The sequence below is a fragment of the Actinoplanes oblitus genome (assembly GCF_030252345.1).
Taxonomy (GTDB): Bacteria; Actinomycetota; Actinomycetes; order Mycobacteriales; family Micromonosporaceae; genus Actinoplanes; species Actinoplanes oblitus.
Genome location: NZ_CP126980.1, coordinates 3,480,801 through 3,500,233, shown reverse-complemented (window position 1 = coordinate 3,500,233; position 19,433 = coordinate 3,480,801). Strand labels below are relative to the sequence as shown.

At 73.7% G+C, this 19,433-nt stretch carries 16 protein-coding genes; 3 read left to right on the top strand and 13 right to left on the bottom strand.

Features of this window, described 5'->3' with window-relative positions:
* Positions 1-2: 2 nt before the first annotated feature.
* From Actob_RS15640 to Actob_RS15610, 6 genes are read right to left on the bottom strand one after another with little or no spacing between them, the layout of a single operon-like run.
* Complete coding sequence (locus tag Actob_RS15640) at positions 3-2,075, bottom strand: PfkB family carbohydrate kinase (RefSeq protein ID WP_407653652.1); 2,073 nt, start codon at positions 2,073-2,075, stop codon at positions 3-5.
* Positions 2,075-3,274, bottom strand: a complete 1,200-nt coding sequence (locus tag Actob_RS15630; RefSeq protein ID WP_284920911.1) for a glycosyltransferase — start codon at positions 3,272-3,274, stop codon at positions 2,075-2,077. Before Actob_RS15630 ends, Actob_RS15640 begins: the two co-directional genes overlap by 1 nt.
* Positions 3,259-4,185: a glycosyltransferase gene (locus Actob_RS15625; RefSeq protein ID WP_284920910.1), complete on the bottom strand. Its 927-nt coding sequence runs from the start codon at positions 4,183-4,185 to the stop codon at positions 3,259-3,261. Before Actob_RS15625 ends, Actob_RS15630 begins: the two co-directional genes overlap by 16 nt.
* A complete protein-coding gene (locus Actob_RS15620) occupies positions 4,182-5,750 on the bottom strand; it encodes an HAD-IIIA family hydrolase (RefSeq protein ID WP_284920909.1) in 1,569 nt (522 codons plus the stop codon). Before Actob_RS15620 ends, Actob_RS15625 begins: the two co-directional genes overlap by 4 nt.
* Positions 5,750-6,745, bottom strand: coding sequence for a glycosyltransferase family 2 protein (locus Actob_RS15615; RefSeq protein WP_284920908.1), 996 nt, complete (start codon positions 6,743-6,745; stop codon positions 5,750-5,752). The genes Actob_RS15620 and Actob_RS15615 overlap by 1 nt, the downstream gene beginning before the upstream one ends.
* A complete protein-coding gene (locus tag Actob_RS15610) occupies positions 6,742-8,370 on the bottom strand; it encodes a carbamoyltransferase family protein (RefSeq protein WP_284920907.1) in 1,629 nt (542 codons plus the stop codon). Before Actob_RS15610 ends, Actob_RS15615 begins: the two co-directional genes overlap by 4 nt.
* A gap of 109 nt (positions 8,371-8,479) precedes the next feature.
* Between Actob_RS15610 and Actob_RS15605 the strand changes: the two genes are divergently transcribed.
* Positions 8,480-9,886, top strand: a complete 1,407-nt coding sequence (locus Actob_RS15605; protein ID WP_284920906.1) for an aldehyde dehydrogenase family protein — start codon at positions 8,480-8,482, stop codon at positions 9,884-9,886.
* 670 nt (positions 9,887-10,556) lie between these two features.
* Here Actob_RS15605 and Actob_RS15600 read toward each other — a convergent pair.
* Together Actob_RS15600 and Actob_RS15595 are read right to left on the bottom strand one after the other, a co-directional pair.
* Positions 10,557-11,408: a glycosyltransferase family 2 protein gene (locus Actob_RS15600; RefSeq protein WP_284920905.1), complete on the bottom strand. Its 852-nt coding sequence runs from the start codon at positions 11,406-11,408 to the stop codon at positions 10,557-10,559.
* Between the two features lie 189 nt (positions 11,409-11,597).
* Positions 11,598-12,872 carry an MFS transporter gene (locus tag Actob_RS15595; RefSeq protein WP_284920904.1) on the bottom strand — a complete coding sequence of 425 codons (1,275 nt, stop codon included), beginning with the start codon at positions 12,870-12,872 and terminating at the stop codon, positions 11,598-11,600.
* 214 nt (positions 12,873-13,086) lie between these two features.
* Between Actob_RS15595 and Actob_RS15590 the strand changes: the two genes are divergently transcribed.
* Positions 13,087-14,208: a sigma-70 family RNA polymerase sigma factor gene (locus Actob_RS15590; protein ID WP_284920903.1), complete on the top strand. Its 1,122-nt coding sequence runs from the start codon at positions 13,087-13,089 to the stop codon at positions 14,206-14,208.
* On the opposite strand, the gene Actob_RS15585 is transcribed toward Actob_RS15590, so the two are convergent.
* From Actob_RS15585 to Actob_RS15570, 4 genes are read right to left on the bottom strand one after another with little or no spacing between them, the layout of a single operon-like run.
* On the bottom strand, positions 14,205-14,924 hold the full coding sequence (locus Actob_RS15585; protein ID WP_284920902.1) for an ATP-binding protein: 720 nt from the start codon (positions 14,922-14,924) through the stop codon (positions 14,205-14,207). The two genes, Actob_RS15590 and Actob_RS15585, sit on opposite strands and share 4 nt — an antisense overlap.
* A gap of 60 nt (positions 14,925-14,984) precedes the next feature.
* Positions 14,985-16,817 (bottom strand): CheR family methyltransferase, encoded by a 1,833-nt coding sequence (locus Actob_RS15580; protein ID WP_284920901.1) that lies wholly within the window; start codon positions 16,815-16,817, stop codon positions 14,985-14,987.
* 37 nt (positions 16,818-16,854) lie between these two features.
* On the bottom strand, positions 16,855-17,250 hold the full coding sequence (locus Actob_RS15575) for a ChaB family protein (RefSeq protein ID WP_284920900.1): 396 nt from the start codon (positions 17,248-17,250) through the stop codon (positions 16,855-16,857).
* An 18-nt stretch (positions 17,251-17,268) separates the two neighbouring features.
* Entirely contained in the window at positions 17,269-18,117 is an 849-nt protein-coding gene (locus Actob_RS15570; protein ID WP_284920899.1) for a Rieske (2Fe-2S) protein, read from the bottom strand.
* A 155-nt stretch (positions 18,118-18,272) separates the two neighbouring features.
* On the opposite strand from Actob_RS15570, the gene Actob_RS15565 reads away from it, so the two are divergent.
* Positions 18,273-18,617 carry an STAS domain-containing protein gene (locus tag Actob_RS15565; RefSeq protein WP_284920898.1) on the top strand — a complete coding sequence of 115 codons (345 nt, stop codon included), beginning with the start codon at positions 18,273-18,275 and terminating at the stop codon, positions 18,615-18,617.
* On the opposite strand, the gene Actob_RS15560 is transcribed toward Actob_RS15565, so the two are convergent.
* Positions 18,571-19,329, bottom strand: a complete 759-nt coding sequence (locus Actob_RS15560) for an ATP-binding protein (RefSeq protein ID WP_284920897.1) — start codon at positions 19,327-19,329, stop codon at positions 18,571-18,573. The genes Actob_RS15565 and Actob_RS15560 overlap by 47 nt on opposite strands.
* Positions 19,330-19,433: the final 104 nt, after the last annotated feature.

Sequence of the window (19,433 nt, the reverse complement as noted above, 5' to 3'; positions counted from 1 at the left end):
CGTTACCTCCCGCTGTTGGTGGTCGCGGCGACCCGCGCCGCGGCGATCGTCTGGGTGGTGGAGCGGCCGTCCAGGTACGGCACGATCACGGTCTGGCCGTTCCAGCGTTTGACCAGCTCCGCCTCGGGCAGCGTGGGCCCGCCGTCGGCGTAGTCGCCGCCCTTGACCCAGACGTCCGGGCGCAGCCAGGACAGCACCGCCTCCGGCGTCGGCTCGTCGAAGACGACCACGGCGTCCACGCAGTCCAGCGCGGCGAGCAGCCGGGCCCGGTCGGCCTGCGAGTTCAGCGGCCGGTCCGGTCCCTTCAGCCCGCGCACCGAGTCGTCGCTGTTCAGGCACACGATCAGGCAGTCGCCGAGCTGGCGGGCGGCGCGCAGGGTGGCCAGGTGCCCGGTGTGCAGCAGGTCGAAGCAGCCGCCCGTGGCGACCACCACGCCGTTGCGCTCGCGCACCTCGGCGGCCAGTCGGCCGGCCGCGTCGGCGCCGATCCGCTCCTCGCCCGCGGTGGTCCCGCCGGGGGCCGCCACGGCGGGCTCCGCGGCGGGCCGGGCCAGCGCCGCGGTCACCCCGCCGGTGCGGACATAGGACGTCGCCGCGGCGACCGCGTCCTGCACCGCCTCGGACACCAGCGACCCGCCGGCCAGCGACAGCGCCGCCGCGGCCGCGAACCGGTCACCGGCCCCGCAGGTGTCCGCCTCGCCCGCGTCCGCGCCGGCCGGCACGACCAGCGGCGTCGGACCGGCCTGGCACAGGACCGCCCCGTCGGACCCGCAGGTGACAGCCACCGCGCGGGCCCGCCACCGGTCCTTCAGGCGGTGCCCGGTCCGCTGCGCGGTGCTCAGCGTCGTGCCGTGGGCGGCGTCCCCGGTGACCTTGACGGCCTCGGCCAGGTTCGGGGTGACGAGCGCGACCCCGGGCACCGGCGGCGGCCCGTTCGGGTGCGGGTCCCAGACGATCGGGGCGGACGCCTTCTCCAGCGCGGCCCGCACCGCCGGGTGCGCCGCGACGCCCCGGCCGTAGTCGCTGACCAGGATCGCGGTGGCCGTGCCGAGCACGTCGAGCAGGCCGTCCGGCGCGTCGCCGGGTGGCTGGGCGGCACCGCCCCGGTCCAGGCGCAGCAGCACCTGGCCGCGGGCCCGGAGCCGGATCTTCTGCGGGGTCGCGCCGGGCAGCGGCAGAGCGTACGTCGTGACGCCGGCCGCCGTGAGCATCTCGCTCAGCGCCGCCCCGTCGGCGTCCGCGGCCAGCGCCGTGACCAGCGCGACGTCGCAGTCCGCCGAGCCGGCCGCCAGCAGGGCGGCCAGGCCGGCGCCGCCGGGTCGTTCCCGGACCGCCCGCTCGTCGAGGACCGGCGCCGGGGCGTCCGGCGCGATCCGGTGCACCTCGCCGTCGACGTCCCGGTCCAGCAGGGTGTCGCCGACGACGACCAGCAGTGGCTTCGACACGTGCTCCTCCTCGTCCGTCGTCGCCTCCTTCGTCGTCGTTTCCTGGCGCGTGGAGAGGGCATGGTCCGGCTTCGCCAGGGCCAGGTCCAGGTATTCGCACATCAGGTGGACGGAGACCAGGTGCAGCTCCTGAACCACCTGCGAGTCCGGCGACGGGCAGTGCAGCACCTCGTCGCAGGCGTCGCCGACCGGGCTCGGGCCGGCGCCGACCATCGCCCAGCTTCGCATCCCGCACTCCTTGGCGGCCCGTACCGCCGCCACCAGGTTCGGGCTGCGGCCGCTGGTGGAGAGCACCAGCAGCACGTCGCCGGGCCGGCCGTGCGCCCGCACCTGCCTGGCGAACACCTCGTCGAACCCGTAGTCGTTGCTGATCGCGGTGACCGCCGACGAGTCCGGGGTGAGCGCTATCGCGGACAGCGGCATCCGGTCCTCGCGCAGTTTCCCGACCAGCTCGGCCGCCAGGTGCTGCGCCTCGGCCGCGCTGCCGCCGTTACCGGCGACCAGCAGCCGGCCGCCGCGGGACAGGTGCGAGGCCAGCTCGGCGCCCCAGTCGGCGAGTCGCGGGGCCACCGTCCGGTACGGCCCGAGCGCCGCGCCGAGCCCGGCCAGGTGCGCCTCGATCGGGTCCATCACGCCACCACCGCCGGGATCGAGGCCACGCTCGCGTACACCGCGCTCATCCGGGTGGCGATCTGCGGCCAGGCGTACGCGTGCACGGCCCGGTCCACCGCCGCCGCCGCGTAACTGAGCCGCCGGTTCCGGTCGGTGAGCAGCCGCCGCAGCGCCTGGCCCAACCCGCGCGGGTCGTGCGGTGGCACCAGGTCGCCGGTGACCCCGTCGACGACGGTGTCGGTGAGCCCGCCGACGGCGGTGGCCACCACCGGCACCCCGCAGGCCATCGCCTCGAGCGGGGTCAGCCCGAACGGCTCGTACCAGGGGGTGGCCGCCACCACGTCGGCGGAGCGGTACCAGTCCGGCATCTCGTGCGACGGCACCGCGCCGAGCAGCCGGACCCGGTCGTCGACCCGGCACTGTTTGGCCAGGTGGAGCAACCGCTGCGCGTAGTCGTCGAGGGCCAGCCGGGCCGGATCCGGTCCGCCGGCGATGACCAGCTCCGCGCCGGGCACCTCGGGCAGCGCCGTGATCAGCTCCTCGAAGCCCTTGCGCGGCACCAGCCGTCCGACGCTCAGGATCCGTTGCCGCTCCGATCGGGCGGCCGCCGGACCGTCCTTGCGGAAGCGTTCCACGTTCACGCCGGACGGGACCAGCGTCGTCCGGGCCCGCGGGACCCCGAGCAACACCAGTTCGCGCAGCTCGTCCTGGCACTGCACGATCACCTGGTCGACGACCCGGCCGAGTTGCCGTTCGTAGCCGACCCGGTGGCGCGGGCTGGTGTCGGCCGTGCCCTGGTGGCGTTTCTTGACGCTACCGAGCGCGTGGTAGGTCTGCACCACCGGCACCGGGTACCGCCGGGCGGCGGTGACGGCGGCCAGCCCGCTCATCCAGAAGTGCGCATGTGCCACGGTGGGCGCGAAGTCCTGCCAGTCCGCCGCCATCCACTCGGCGAACGCGCCCATGTGCGGCAGCAGCTCGTCCTTGGGCAGCACCGACGCCGGGCCGGCGGGCACGTGCACCACATCGATCCGCTCGCCCATCGGCACCACGGTCGGCAGGTCCGGGCTGTCCCGCCGGGTGTAGACGCGCAGTTCGTGGCCCTCCGCGGCGAGCGCCGCCGCCAGTTCGGCGACGTGCGTGTTCTGGCCGCCGGCGTCGACCCCGCCGAGCGCGGCGAGCGGACTGGCATGTTCCGAGATCATCGCGATCCGCATGCGTGCTCCTCCAGAAGGTGATCCCAGTCGGCGAGGAAACGGTCGAGGCCGTACCGGGCGAGGGCGGTCCGGCGGGCGCGCTCGCCCATCCGGCGCGCCTCCTCGGGCTCGTCGATCAGCCATTGGGCCGCCTCGACCAGCGTGTCGACCCGGGTGGACAGGACGCCGGCGTCCGGTGGCACCGCGGCGATCGCCTCGGTGGTGGCCAGGCCGATCACCGGCATGCCCATCTGCATCGCCTCGATCAGGCTCAGGCCCAGCGAGGTCCAGCGGCACAGGTGCAGGTAGGCGCGGCGCTGGGCGAGCTGCTCGTGCATCGCCGCCTGGGGCGGATCGTCGTACGGGGTGATCCGCTCGCTCCGCAGGCCGGCCACGCCCATCCCGAAGACGTCGAGCGGCGCCACCGGGCTGAACCGTCCGAACAGATCGGTCCCGGTCACCCGGCCGCGGCGGATCGGCTCGTTCGTGACGATGGCGAGGCGTTCCAGCTCGCCGGTCCAGCGCGCCTTGGGCTCCACGATGCCGTGCTCGATGACGGTGGTCCGGGTCGAGCCGCAGTCCCAGAACAGCTCGTTGAAGTGGGTGACGTGGGCGATCACCACGTCGTCCCGGTCGGCCAGCGGATGCCGGGTGTCCGGGACGTCCCCCTTGGGGGTGTTGTGCTCCACGTAGATCACCGGAAGACTTGGCGGTACCAGGTCGATCTCCTCGGGCCGCTGGACGATCGCCACGTCCGCGTCCCGGATCTGGTCGAGCGGCAGTTCCTCGACGCTGTCCGGCCAGTCGAAGGTGCGGGCGCGGCCGCGTCCCCACTCGTCGCGGGCGTCGTTGACCGGGATCAGGTAACGATGTTTGCCCTGGACGAACGAGGTGGTCCAGGAGCCGTGGACGTGCCAGAGCAGGATGTTCACGCGGCTACCTCTCTTGGTGATCGGACCTTCGCGCCGAGCCGGGTGACGGCCTCCAGCACCTCGGCCGGATCGACGGTGGACAGGCAGGGATGGCCGGCGACCGGGCAGGTCGTCGCGCGGGTGTCGCGGCAGACGGCACCGGGCTGGCCGAGCCGGATCGCCGGGACGCGGTAGGGCCCCCACTGCGCATAGGGGACGGTCGGCGCGAAGAGGCTGACCACCGGGGTGCCGACGGCCGCCGCCAGGTGCGCCGGCCCGGTATTGCCGACGACCAGGCAGGACGCGCCGGCCAACAGGTGGGCCAGTTCGGTCAGGGAGGTCGGTTCGATGAGGTCCGCCACGGAGCTTTTGACGTACGACGCCAGCGGCTCCTCCCCCGGTCCCGCCGTCACCAGCACCCGGTGCCCGCCGGCCGCCAGCGTCCGTACGATCTCCCGCATGGTCTCCGGCGGGCAGGACCGCGCCTCGACGCTGGCCCCCGGGTGCACCACCACGTAGTCACCAGGTCCTCGGCGCCGGACGTCCCGCACCCGCAGGCCGCCCGGGTCACTGTCGGGCAGTCCGAAGCCGGCGGCCGCCGCCACGCTGCGGGCCCGCTCCGGTTCCGGGATCCCGTCCGGTACGCGGTGCCGCACGTCCAGCAGCGACCCCGGATAGTCCTCGCTGATCGCGGTGATCCGCCCGACCCCGGCGGTACGCAGCAGGAGCGCGAGCGGCAGCGCGGACTGGTGGTAGGAGGTGAAGACCACCGCCTCGTCGACCCGCGCCGCGCGGATCCGCTCGGTGAGCGCCGCCAGGTCGGCCGCGTCGACCGGATCGGGCTGCGGGTCGATCCACGGCAGCCGCCACTCGATCAGCTCGTCGACACCGGGCAGCAACTCGGCCGCCGCCCGCCCGCGCGGCCCGCAGAGCAGCACCACCCGCTCGCTGTGGTGCGCGAGTGCCCGGATCGCCGGCCCGGTGACCAGCACGTCCCCCGCGGAGTCGGACCGCACCGCGAGCACGGTCCCCGCCGTCCGGGGCGCCACCGGCCGTACCAGTGCCTCCCGCCGCAGGATCAGGTCGGCGGCGGCGGTCAGATCGGCGGCCACCGTGGGGCCGGCCGCCACCTCGTCCGGCAGCGTGACCGGCGTCGGCACCAGGATGCCGGCCGCCCCGGCGGCGAGCGCCGCTGTCATGTCCCGGCCGATGTCGCCGACCACCAGGCAGCGCTCCGGGGTGGTGCCCAGCGCCCGCGCGGCCGCCTCGATCAGGCCGGGCCGTGGCTTGCGGCAGTCGCAGCCGGCGGTGTCGTCGTGCGGGCAGATCTGCCAGGTGTCGAACGACCCGAGCAGTTCCTCGACCCGCCGGTTGACAGCTGTCAGCTCGCCGGCGGTGAAATGGCCGCGAGCCAGACCGGACTGGTTGGTCACCACGCCCAGGCGCAGGCCGGCGGCGCGCAGCCGGTCCAGGGCGGCCCGCGCGCCGGGCATCGGTGTGACCCTGCCGGGGTCACCGTTGTACGGCACGTCCACGATCAGCGTGCCGTCCCGGTCGAACAGGACGGCGTCGTAGAGCCGTGACATCAAGCGGCCACCACCCTGGTGGCCGGTGTGCCGGCCGGGGCCGAGGCCGGTTCGGCGGACCGCCAGCGCCACCAGCCGCGCAGCCAGTACGCGATGGCTACCGGCGGGATCGCCACGCTGGTCAGCAGCATCGTGGCGACCTCGTGCCGGTCGCGCGGGCCGGGGGCGATCCGGGTGGCGGCGAACTCGGCGGTACCGGCCGCCCACGCGGTGGTCGCGGCCGCGGCGGCCAGCGCCCAGCCCGGGCGCCTGGTGATCGCCGCCGTCACCCCGGTGGCCAGGGCGAGCGCGCCGGCCGCGGTGACCGCCGCGTGCCGGGGGCGGCGGCCGGGCGGGATGGCCAGCAGGTCGCGCCACCGCGGGCCGTAGAGGCGGCGCAGCAGCGCGTCGTCGGCGTTGCCGCGCTGGGTGCGCAGGCTGACCCAGCGGCTCTCCGGGCGTACCGGATGGGTGGTCCGGCGGTCACCCCGACGCAGCTGCCACCCGGCCTGGCGGACCCGGAAGGCCAGCTCGGCATCCTCCCGGAAGGCCCGTGGCAGGCGCTCGTCGAAGCCGCCGACGGCGGACAGGGCGGTGCGGCGGAACGCCATGTCGGCGGTGATCCAGGCGCCGTCGGCGAGACCCGCGGTGACCCGTTCCCAGTCGGTCGGCCGGCGGTCGTCGGGCAGCGGGACGCTCAGCACGCCCTGTACGCCGCCGATCTCCGGGCCGGCCGCGGCCAGGTCGGCCTTCAGCCGGCGCGGCCAGTCCGGGTCGGGCAGCACGTCGTCGTCGAGGAACACCACCCACTCGTGCCGGGCGGCACGCCACCCGGCGTTGCGGGCCGCCGCCGGGCCCCGGGCCGGGCCGGCGATGACCCGGCCCGGGGTTTCCAGCCGATCGTCTCGGTCGGGACGGTCGTCGACGACGATGATCTCCAGATCGTCGTCGCGGATGCGCTCCAGCAGCGCGGACAGGCTCGGCCGTCCCAGGGTCGGGATGACAACGCTGATCACTTGCCGAACGCTCCGGCCCGGTGGACCGCGAACGGCCCGATGGCGAGCAGGTCGACAGGCGCCGAGCCGAACAGCTCCATCGCCTCGCGCGGGGTGTCCACCATCGGCCGCCCGGCGGTGTTCAGCGAGGTGTTCACCACCACCGGCAGCCCGGTCCGCTTCTCGAACTCGGCCAGCATCGCCGCCACCACCGGCTCGGTCTCCTGGTGCACGGTCTGCACCCGGGCGGTGCCGTCCACGTGCACGACAGCCGGGATCCGGTCCCGCCACTCGGGTTTGACGCGGTGCACGAAGAGCATGTGCTCACTCGGGTAGACCCCGTCGAAGATGTCGTGGAAGCGTTCGGCGCGGACCATCGGCGCGATCGGCCGGAACTGCTCGCGGCCCTTCACGTCGTTCATCCGCCGCTGGGTGTCCGGGTCGCCGGGGTGGGCCAGCAGCGAGCGGTGCCCGAGCGCGCGCGGCCCGTACTCGCTGCGCCCCTGGTACCAGGCCACGATCCCGTTGCGGGCCAGCACCTCGGCGGCCTCGGCGGCGATCGAGGCCGGCCGGGTGTAGGGCAGCGCCGCCCGCCGCAGCTCGGCCTCCAGCTCGTCGTCGCTCCAGCCGCGGCCGAGCGCCGCCGTGGTGAACGGGATGCTCTGCCCGTGCACCGCGAGCGCCGCCCCGAGCGCGGTCCCCGAGTCGCCGGCCGCCGGCTGCACCCAGACCCGCTGGAACGGTCCCTCGGCGGCGACCCGCGCGTTGGCCACGCAGTTCAGCGCGGTGCCGCCGGCCAGGGTCAGCGTGGGCAGCCCGCCGGATGCCTCGAAGGTCCACCGGGCCAGGTCGAGGATCACCTCCTCGAGCCGCTTCTGCACACTGGACGCCAGGTCGGCGTGCTCGTCGCCGAGCTCCCCGCCGGGCGGGCACGGCTTGGCCAGAGCGCTCCAGTCGATCCGGTCCACCGTGAACCCGCCGTCCCCGGTCGGCTTGACCAGCTCCCGCAGAAGATCCAAGAACTTCGGTTTTCCGTACGACGCGAGCGCCATCACCTTGTATTCGTCACTGGAGTGCAGGAATCCCAGGTGCCGGGTCAGGTCCTCGTAGAGCAGCCCGAGGGAGTGCGGCAGCTCCTGGGTGCGCAGCACGGTCAGCTCGCCGTCGCGGTACGCCCCGGCCAGGTGCCCGGCCACCTCGCCGCGCCCGTCCAGCACCAGCACGGCGTTGTCGTCCGGCACCGACAGTCCCGCCGAGGCCGCGTGCGCCACGTGGTGCGGCACGAACCGCACCTGCTCCGGGTCGAGGCCGGGCAGCGCGCTCGCCAGGAACTGCGGGGCCCGCCGGGCGTAGTCGATCCGCAGGTGATCCCATGGGTCGGCCAGGCCCAGGTCGGCGGCGTCCCGGCTGATCCCCGGGTCGAACGAGTAGGCGACCGCGTCCAGGTCGCCGGGTTCCAGCCCGGCCTCGGCGAGGCACCAGGCGGCGGACAGTTCGGGCAGCTCCCAGGCGGCGAAGGGCACCGGGCGCTTGCCGTGCTTGCGGCGACTGAACCGCTCCTCCTCGGCGGCGGCCACCACCTGGCCGTCCACGATCAGCGCGGCGGCCGGATCATGGAAGATCGCGTTGATTCCCAGGACTCGCATATGGCGGCGGATACCCGACGATCACCGCATTACTCCAAGATCACCAAAAAAACTTCGACGGTCGAAGTTTTTACGTTTGTGCCGGTCAAGACCGGGCAACCGGCCGTCCATGCAGGACGTCACGCAACTCATCGCCGGCGCCTGGCGCCACGGCGGCTCCGGCCGCGACCTGACAGTGCTCAGCCCGGCCGACGGCACCCCGGTCTCCCGGATGACCGTATCCGACGAGGCCGACGTGGACGCCGCGGTGAGCGCCGCACGAGCCGCCGCGCCGGGCTGGGCGCGTACCGCCCCCGCCGCGCGGGCCGCCGCCCTGCACGCCGCGGCGAACGCCGTCGAGGCCGACGCCGACGAACTGGCCGCGCTGATCTCGGCGGAGATGGGCAAGCCGGTCGCCGACGCCCGCGACTCGGTGCTGGCCGGGGTCGGCACGCTCCGGCAGTACGCCGAGCTCGGCCCGGTCCACCGGGGACGGGCACTGGCCGGTGACGACGCGGCGATCGACCTGATGGCGTACGGGCCGCGCGGGGTGGTCGCGGTGATCACGCCGTGGAACGACCCGATCGCGGTGGCCTGCGGCCTGCTCGGCGCGGCACTGGTCACCGGCAACACCGTGGTGCACAAGCCGAGCGAGCGCACCCCGGCCACCGGGCACCGCCTGGTCGAGCTGTTCGCCCTGCACTTCCCGGACGGCGTGCTGAACCTGGTCAACGGCGACGGCGCGACCGGGGCCCACCTGGCGGCCGCGCCCGTCGACCTGGTCGCGCACGTGGGCTCCACGGCCACCGGCCGCTCGATCGCCGCGGCCTGCGCCCGGACCGGCGCGAAGGCCCTGCTGGAGAACGGCGGCAAGGACCCGCTGCTGGTCGACGCCGGCGTGGACCCGGCGTGGGCCGCCGAGCAGGCGGCGCTCGGCGCGTTCGCCAACTCCGGCCAGATCTGCGTGGCCGTCGAACGGATCTATGTGCACGCCTCGGTGGCCGACCCGTTCCTGGACGCCCTGGCGGCGCAGGCGGACACCTGGGCGTCGCGGATCGGCCCGCTGGTCGACCGCCGCCTGCGTGACCTCGTGGACGAGCAGGTCCAGCAGGCGGTCAAGGACGGCGCGACGGTCCTGCGCGGTGGTGCCGTCCCGGTCGGGCCGGGCGCACACTACCCGCCGACCGTGCTGTCCGGCTGCACCGACGAGATGACGGTGATGCGCGAGGAGACGTTCGGCCCGGTCGCGCCGGTCGCCGTGGTGGCGTCGTTCGAGGAGGGTCTGCGGCGGTCGGCGGCGTCGACGTACGGTCTGGCCGCCACGGTCCTGACCCCGTCGATGAGCAACGCCCAGCAGGCCTGGCGCACCCTCCCGGTCGGCACCGTCAAGATCAACGCGGTGTTCGGCGGGGCGCCGGGGGGCGCCGCGCATCCGCGTGGGCTCAGCGGACAGGGCTTCGGGTACGGCCCCGAGCTGCTCGACGAGATGACCTGCACCAAGGCGGTCCACCTGCAGTCACCGCCGTCGGGCTGGTAGCCCCTGGAGTGACGCGCCGGATTCGCTGATCCACGCCGGACCGGACGCCGCCTGGCCCGCAGTCGGTCACGGCCCGCCCGCCAAGCCACCGGTCACCGTCCCGGCCGCCACCCCCGTCGCTGCTGGTCACGGGCCGCCCACCGACGCCACCGGTCACCGTCCCGGCCGCCACCCGGTCGCTGCTGGTCACGGTCCGCTGCTGGCGGCGGTGCGCGGTCGACGGTCCGGGTTCCGGTTGCCCGTGGGGCAATACCGCTCCCGGCTGGCTGGTCCCCACCGCCCTGTCCCAAGCCCGGACACCACCGTCACGACCAGCCACGGAACCCGGCTGGCACTCACGGTTCCATCCCCGGCTCGGACACCACCATCACGACCAGCCACAGAACCCGGCTGGCACTCACGGTCCCATCCCCGGCTCGGACACCACCGCCAGGACCAGCCGCGGAACCCGGCTGGCACTCACGGTCCCATCCCCGGCTCGGACACCACCGTCACGACCAGCCGCGGAACCCGGCTGGCGCTCGCGGTCCCATCCTGGGCCCGGACACCACCGTCACGACCAGCCGCGGAACCCGGCTGGCACTCACGGTCCCATCCCCGGCTCGGACACCACCACCACGACCAGCCCGGGGTGTGTCGCGGGTCTTGGACGGTGGTTCGGGGCGGGCGGTCAGGTGGTGGCGAGGTGACGGAGGGCGGACTCGACCGGAGCCGGGAGCGGCCGCCGGTGACGCAGCGCCCAGGGCAGGTCCCGGGCGATGTCGCGGAGGGCGGCCGGCTGGGTGCGGGCCACCTCGGCGAGGGTACGGGCGATCACCGCGGGCGGGCGGCGGAGCAGGGCGGTCAGGGCGCGGTTGCGGGCCTCCCGGCGGGCGCGGGCCCGGTTGTCGCGGCCGGCCGGTTCGGGGAGGTGGCGGACGACCAGGTCCGGGACGTAGGACAGGTGGTGACCGGCGGCGGCGAGGTCCATGGCGAGCAGGGCTTCCTCGCCGTACACGAAAAGCTTGGGCTGGAAACCGCCGGCCGCGAGGAAGGCGTCTCGCCGGACCATCACCGCGCAGGAGAGGAAGCCCAGCACCGACGGTCCGGGGGCGCCGGGCGGGGTGCCGATCGGGGCTTCGGCCATGCACGCCGACACCGGGTCGAGGCGGCCCTCCGCGCCGACCAGGACCTTGGCGGACAGCAGGGCGGCCCGCGGGTGGTCACGGAAGATCCGTGCGGCTCGGGCCAGGGAGCCAGGTTCCCAGTACGAGTCGTCGTCCGCGAACGCCACGAACGGGGTCCGCGCGTGCTCGACGCCGACGTTGCGGGCTGCCGCGCCGAGGTTCTCGCCGAGCCGGACCATCATCGCGCCCGGGACGGAGAGTGGCTGGTCGGACGCGTTGTCGACGATGATCGTCGCGGCGTGGTGGCGGGGCACGGTCTCGCGCAGCCGATCGGGTCGGTTGCGGGTGGCCACCACCACGGTGACCTCGTCGGTTTCGATGCCGACCGGCGGTGCCGGCCTGTTGATCACGGACATGGCGCGGGGCATACCCGATCTGACCGTGATCAGTCGTCCCCCACGATCGGGGGATCGGCACCGGCCAGGGCCAGAAGCGGGCGAGAGCCCGGCGCCACCAGGACGCCGGGCTCTCGGGGTGGGGGTCAGGTGCGGATCGGGCCGTCCACTCGGCCGGGACCGGGCGACTCCGGCCTCGGCGAGTGCGGGTCAGGCCATCTGCTCGGCCGGCACCAGCGACTCCGGCCGCGGCAGGTGCGGCAGGCTCGGCAGGTGCGGGTGCGGCAGGTGCGGGTGCGGGACGTGCAGCTTGCGACCCTGCACCCGGGCCACCGCGAGGGCACCGGCGATCGCCGCCACCGTCGTCACGACGCCGCCGACGAGCAGGGCACCACGGGCACCGGCCGTGTCGCACAGCCACCCCACGGCGGGGGCGCCGAACATCCCGGACAGCGACGACACGATGCCCACCGCCGCCAGCACCCGGCCGCGCATGTCTTCGCGGGTGTCCAGCTGGATGCGGGTGGAGACGACGGTGTCGAAGACGACAGCGCCGGCCGCGATCGGCAGGATCAGGGCGGCGAACGACACCAGGTTCGGGGCCAGGCCGGAGCAGATCTGCAGGACGCTGATGGTCAGTCCGGTGCCGAGCAGGACGCGCAGGGTGGACCGGCCGGTGCCGGCCAGCAGCAGGCCGCCGAGCACCGCGCCGACCGCGAAGACGGTGGAGAGCAGGCCGTAGCCGCCGGAGCCGGCGTGCAGCGGGCCGGCCGTCATGGCGGCCATGCTGACCTGGTAGTTGCGGCCGAGCGAGCCGAGCACGAAGGAGAGCGCCAGGACGATCAGCACCACCGGCTGCCGGGCGATGTAGCGCAGCCCGGCGAGCACGCCGCGCTCGCCGGCCGCGGCGGCCGGCAGGTCGCGCAGCTCGCCGGTGCGCATCGCGGCCAGCGCGCCGATCACCGCGAGGTAGGACACCGCGTTGATGACGAAGAGCACGGCCGGGCCGGTGACGCCGACCAGGACGCCGCCGAGGGCCATGCCGCCGATCCGGCCGGCCGAGCTGAGCACCGAGCCGAGCGCCAGCGCGGAGCCGAGCGCCTCCGGCTTGACCAGCGCGGAGCCGAACTTGCCGAGCGCCGGGCCCTCGAACGAGCTGATCACGCCGGAGGCGAGCGCCACCGCGAAGATCAGCGCGTGGCCGCCGTGGGCGAGCAGCGCCAGGGCGAGCAGCGCGCGGACCGCCTGGGAGGCGATCAGCAGCGGGCGGGCCGGCAGCCGGTCGGCGAGCGCGCCACCCCAGGTGCCGAGCACCAGGACCGGCAGCGCCTGCAGCATGACGACCAGGCCCATGGTGGCGGCCGAGCCGGTGTCCGACAGGATGAGCCAGTTCAGCCCGAGCACCTGCATCCAGGTGCCGGCCGTCGACACCAGGTCGGCGGCGGCCCAGAGCCGGTAGTTGCGCTCCCGCAGCGGTGCGAACATCGGAGCCAAAGCGGCGATACCCCCCAGCAGAACGAGGCGCCGGCTTTCGGCGCTGCCGGACTCTTCGGGACGTGCCGGGGTGTCGCTTCGGCCGAAACGACACGCACTACCGGAACGCAACCGGGACGGTTGCGGGTTTACCGGGGTGCTGTACTGGGCAGAGATGTTGGGATTCGGACCTGTTCAGGGGTCTGCTGGACGAAGGATCGTGCCGATGCCGGACCACGACCGGCTGGAACCGCTGGAAGACCTGGACGTGCTGGCCGACCGGTACGCGCGCGCGTGCGCGCTGGCCGACCACCCCACCCGGCAGCGGCTCCGCAGCGACTTCGTCCGCCAGGCCCTGCCGTTCGCCGGCCGGCTGGCCCGCCGTTACCGGGGCCGGGGCGAGCCGCCCGAGGACCTGGAACAGGTGGCGCGGCTCGGGCTGGTGAAGACCATCGACAGGTACGACCCGGAGCGGGGCTCGTTCACCGCGTACGCGATCCTCACCATCACCGGCGAGATCAAGCGGCACTTCCGGGACCACACCTGGGGCGTCCACGTGCCGCGCGGGCAGCAGGACCGGGTGCTGGAGTTCGTGCACGCCCGGGCCGCGCTGACCAGCGAGCTGGCCCGCACCCCGACGCTCGCCGAGCTGGCCGGGCGGCTCGGCGTCGACGAGGCGGAGGTGCGTGGCACGCAGACGTCGGCTGCCGCGCACAACACCGAGTCGCTGAACGCGCCGATCGGCGAGAGCCCGGACGGCGCCGAGCTGGGCGACATGGTCGGCACCGTGGACGGCGACCTGAACCTGGTCGACGACCGGGCGACGGTGGAGACCCTGCTGTGCGAGCTGCCGCCCCGGGAGCGGCGGCTGCTCGCCCTGCGCTTCTGGGGCAACCTGAGCCAGGTGGAGATCGCCGACGAGCTGGGCATCTCGCAGATGCACGTGTCCCGGCTGCTCAGCCGCACCCTGACCTGGCTGCGCGAGGCGATGCTGTCGGACGCCGCACCACCCTGGTCGGGCGCCGGCGACCCGAGCCACCGGGTGGTCGTCACGGCGGGCCCGGAGGGCGTGCACGCCGCGGTGCACGGCGAGATCGACCGGGACAACGCGAACCAGGTGCGCCGGGACCTGCTGGCCGCAGCCGGCACCTGCGGGCGGGGCCGCCGGCTGACCGTCGACCTGACCGGGGTGCCGCTGCTGAGCGCGGCCGGGATCGGGATGCTGAACGCGGTGCACGAGGTCGCCCGGGGGCGCGGTGTGCGGGTGCTGCTGATCGGGGTGCAGCCGTACGTCGCCCGGGTGCTGGCCATCTCCGGCCTGCGCGAGTTGCTCGCGACTCCGGCCTAGATCGCCAGGGTGGCCCAGACCACCTTGCCGTCGCGGGCCGGCAGTGCGCCCCAGTGCACGGCCAGGCTCTCCACCAGCAGCAGGCCGCGTCCCTCGTTCGTGTCGCTCACGGCCGGCACCGGCATGGCCGGCGAGCCGTCCCGGACCACGACGTGCAGGTGACGCGGCCGGTGGAGGAACTGGAGGGTGATCATGGTGCCGGCGTGCTCGACGGCGTTCGAGACGAGCTCGGTGGCGACCACGCTGGCCGGGCCGACGAGATGCGGGACTCCCCACCGTACGCAAGCCTCGGCGGCCAGGTCCCGAGCGTGCCGTGCCGCGCCCGCTGCCGGCAGTAGTTGATCTCTGATGACCGGCGGGACAGCGCCGGTCGCGCACACCTCCAGCACCGCCTCGCCGACCTCCGCCCGGACCTGCAGCGTGCCGAACCGGCCACGGCTGAGCAGCCGCGACACGTCCGGCTGCGGCGCGCAGAGCAGCACCGGGGTGCCCGGCCAGTCGGTGGCCAGGCGGGTCACCGCGGTGAACAGCGCCGGCGAGGTCTCGTCGCCGAGCGACATGCCGGCCAGGTCGACGAGCAACGCGCGGGGCTGCTCGGCGAGACATTTCAGCAGGGCGGTGCGCAGGCCGGGAGCGCCGCGCAGGTCGAGCCGGCCGCGGACGGCGACGATGACGCACCCGTCGCGATCCTCGATGGCCCAGCTCAACGAACTCATGCCGCTCCGGTCACCTCTTCCTCCGATGGCGACCGGATCCCCGCCATCACGCGAACCAAACTAATCCGCTTCCACCACGATGATGGCACCGTTCGTGCCTCCCGAGCCATCCGGCAGCGGGCTGCACGCCACCCGCACGATGATCGGCCGGCCACGCCGGTTGATCGCCTCCAGCTCGAGCGGCTTGCTCTCGGCGTCCCCGGTGAGCGCCTGCCGGACCAGTGGGCGCACCCGGTCGACAGGCAGCCCGATGTCCAGATCGAGCAGATGCTCGCCGACCGCCTCGGTGGACCGCAGTCCCCACAGCTCCTCGGCCTGCCGGTTCCACACCCGGACCCGCAGTCCCTGGTCGACCACCACGATCCCGGCGCGCAGCCCGGCCAGGATGGCGTCCAGGAAGCCGTTCGCCCCGTCCAGCTCGGCGGTGCTGCGCCGCAGCTGCTCGTTGATCCCCTGCAGCTCGTCGTTGGTGGACTGGAGCTCCTCGTTCATCGTCTCCAGCTCCTCGTTGGTGGACTGGAGCTCCTCGTTGGTGGTCTCCAGCTCCTCCACCGTCGACTGGAGCTCCTCGTTGGTGGTCGCCAGCTCCTCGTTCGTCGACTGGAGCTCCTCGTACGCCGCCGCCAGCTCCCGGTTCGCGCGCTCCAGCTCGTCGCGCAGCTGCTTGGCGGCCGTCACGTCCTGGAAGACCACGCCGACGCCGAGCAGGCTGTCCACGTCCACCAGCGGGTTCACCTGGATGTCGAGGTGCAGCGTGGTGCCGGTGCCGCAGGGGTACTCGACACCGGTGATGCGCACCGGGCGGCGCTCCGCCTGCGCCTGCTCGATGTATCGGCGCAGCTCCACCGGCCGGTACGACACCTCCAGGTCGCGCAGCGGCCGGCCCACGTCGCGCGACGACACGCCGAACAGCGTCTCCGCCCGCAGGTTGCTGAGCGCGATCAGGCCGTCCTCGGTGACCACGATCTGCGCGGCCGGTGCGGCCATCAGGGCGGCGTTGCGCACCCGGTCCAGCCCGGCCGGCTCGGCCGGGTGGGCGATCGGGGGCTGGTCGGCGCGGGGCGGTGCGCCGGCCGGCGCACCGCGGGAGACCTTCCGGAAGATCCGGCGTTTCAGGTCGATGGGCTGGAACAGGCTGCTGTGGCTGAGCAGCATCTCGGCCTTGCCGAGGAACAGGGTGCCCACCTCGGTGAGGGCGAAGTGGAACCGGCCGAGGATCCGCGCCTGGGTCTCGGCGTTGAAGTACATCAGCGTGTTGCGGCAGGTCAGCAGGTCGACGCGGGAGATCGGGGCGTCCTGCACCAGGTCGTTGCGGCCGTAGATGACGCTGCGGCGCAGGTCCTTGCGGAACACGTACCGGGTGCCGATCGGCTCGAAGTAGCGTTCCAGCAGCTCGGGCGGGACGTCGGTGACGTCACGCGCGCGGTAACTGGCGTACCGGGCCTCGGCGAGCTGCTCCTCGTCCACGTCGGTGGCGTAGATCTTGACCCGGGCCCGGAACTGCTCCGGCCCGAGGATCTCGGCCAGCATCATGGCGAGGGTGCAGGCCTCCTGACCGGAGGCGCAGCCGGCGCTCCAGACCCGGATCGGGTCGGCCGGCGGCTTCGCGGCGACCAGCGGGATCAGTACGCCGGTGCGCAGCCGCTCCCACGCCTCCGGGTCCCGGAAGAAGCCGGTCACGTTGATCAGGATGGTGTTGAACAGCGCGGTGAACTCGTCCGGATGCACCTGGAGGAAGTCCAGGTACTCCGCGAAACCGGTGACCGGGACCTGGGACATCCGCCGGTTGACCCGGCGGACCAGGCTTGATCGTTTGTAGCCGGTGAAGTCGAAGCCGCGCGCCTCCTTCACGTACGTGAGGAGCGCCTCGAACTGACCGTCGACCTCGTCCATCGCGGGCCACGCTATCGCAGCCCGCGACCGGCCACGCTCAGGCACGCGCCTTTCGGGTGTCCCGGTTGTTCGCCTTCTGGATCGCGTCGACCAGCTGGTCCTTGGTCATCCTGGACCGGCCGCTGATGTCGAGCCGCTTCGCGAGGTCCATCAGGTGCGCCTTGCTGGCGTTCGCGTCCACGCCACCCGCTGTCTTCGCCTTGGTGCCGCGTCCGCCGGCCGCCTTGGCGTCGCTCGGGCCCTTCTTCTCCTTGGGCTCCCAGTGGTCGCCGACCTTCTCGAACGAGTGCTTGACCGCGGAGAACGCGGTCCGGTGCGCGCGCTCGCCCTCGCCGTACTGCTCGACGGCGGAGTCGTGCGTCTTGGCGTACGTGTCCTGCGCCTTCTTGGGGGAACGCTTCAGCGTGGACGGCATGTCCTCACGCGCGGGCATGATCAACCTCCGGGGGTGTCAGGGTTGGCGGATCTCGATGCGGCCGCGATCGACCCGGACGGGGATCAGCGGCTGATTGTTGGCGGCCGGCCCGTGCATCACGGCGCCGTCGCTGAGCCGGAACGTGCTGCCGTGCCACGGGCACACCACGCAGGCGTTCCAGCCCTCGCCGGTGACCTCGCCCTCGCCCAGCGGCCCGGTCTCGTGACCGCAGCGCTCCACGAGCGCGGAGACCCGGTCGCCGATCCGGTAGAGCAGCACCGGCACGTCACCGACCAGCCGGACCACGGTCCGGCGCTCCGGGACCGAGGCCAGCGAGCAGACCTCGGTCCACTCCTCCGGCAGCCGGTCCAGGTCGGGGGCGGCGTGGTTGGTCGCGGCGCCCTGCGCGAAGGACAGGTGCCCGCCCAGGTAGGCGCCCGCGCCGGCGACGGTCAGCCCGGCGAAGCCGAGTGCCTTGCCGGTCGAGGTCTTGCCGCGCAGCCGGGCGACCAGCGACGAGGCGTAGAGCCCGACGGCGATCGCGTTCGCACCGGCGTGCACCAGGCCGACGCGCCGCCGGTCGCGGGTCAGCTGCGACCAGTCCAGCCAGCCGGCGGCAATGGCCGGGACGGCTGCCGCGACACCCGCGGTGACCAGGGTGGTCGCGGCCTTGCGGCCGCCCGGGAGCAGGTCGAGGATCGCGGTGGAGAGGAACGCGCCGATCGGCAGCTGGACCAGGACCGGGTGCAGCGGGTGCCCCAGCCAGGTGCCGTGCAGCACGTCGCGCAGCCGCTGCGGGCGGACCGCGGCCGTCACGACCGACTGCAGCTTATCGCTGACCCCGTCGAGCGCGCGGGCTTCTTCCAAACGGTTGAGGATCGGCATGCTCCTCGGGTTCCCCGTCACAATCGGCCGAAACGCCGACCCCGTGCGGATCCGCCCCGCCATGGTTAGGGTGACAAGTCCACGCCGACGACTCGGTCCGGGTCATCATCAGCTGTGGAACAACCCTGAAATACCCTGATTCGGGCGGGGGGAACATGACTGGCGCGTTCGCGGTGAGCAAGCACGACGAGGGCGCGGGCTTCATCCGGCTCGCGGTGCGCGGTGAGATCGACGACGAGGTCAGTGAGGTGCTCGCCCAGATCATCGGCAACGCGGCAGCGCAACCGGGCGTGGCCGTGGTGATCGTCGACTTGGAGCGGGTGCCGTTCCTGGCCGCGGCCGGGATCCGGGCGCTGCTGGAGGGCCGGGCCGCGGCTCTCGCGCACGGCCGCTCCTACCAGGTGGTGAACGCACGCGGCGTGGTGCACGGGGTGCTGTCGACGGCGGGGCTGCTCAGCCTGTTCCAGACCGTGGTGCGCCGCGCTCCGGCACACCGCTGAGGCTGGCCCAGACCACCTTGCCACCCTCGGCCGGGACCGCGCCCCAGCGCTTGGCGAACTGCTCCACCAGCAGCAGGCCGCGCGGCGCCAGCGGATCGGTGGAGGCCACCCCGGCGACCTGCGGCATCGCCCGGGAGCCGTCCCGGACCGTGATCATGAGGTGTCGCCGGCCGAGCGAGAACCGCAAGTCGATCATGGTGCCGGCGTGCACGACGGCGTTGGTGACCAGCTCGCCGGCCACGATCCGGGCGGCGTCGGCCAGGTCGTCCAGCCCCCATCGGGCGCAGGCCTCACCGGCGAGGTGCCGGGCATGGGCGGCGGCGCCGGAAACCGGCAGCAGGCTGTCGGCCACCGCCGGCATCCGCTCACGCGGCTCCACGCCCATGGCTTCGGAGGTGCTTGCCAGCACCGGCACCCGTCCATAGCGCCCTGAGGAGAACCATGTGGCCACCTCCTTCCGGGGTGCGCTGAGCAACAGCGGCGTCCCCAGCCACCGGGCGGCCTGCCGGGCCACCACGCCGAAGACGGTCAGCGCGACAGGCTCCAGCACCCGCAGGCCGGCCAGCTCGGCGATCACCGCGTCCGGCCGCTCCACCAGGCACTTCAGCAGAACCGTGCGGACTTTCGGGGCGGTCGCCACGGACAGCTCGCCATCGAGCCGGACCAGTGTCCTGGTGCCGACCTGGCTCACCGCGCAGTCGATGCCTGCCATTTCGTCATTCTTGCCGTAGGTTCTGGCAAACACCACATAAGATTTGCCACCTGTCGCACTGCTACCCGGCGATATGCCCCCACCCGCCGATCTCACACCCGGAT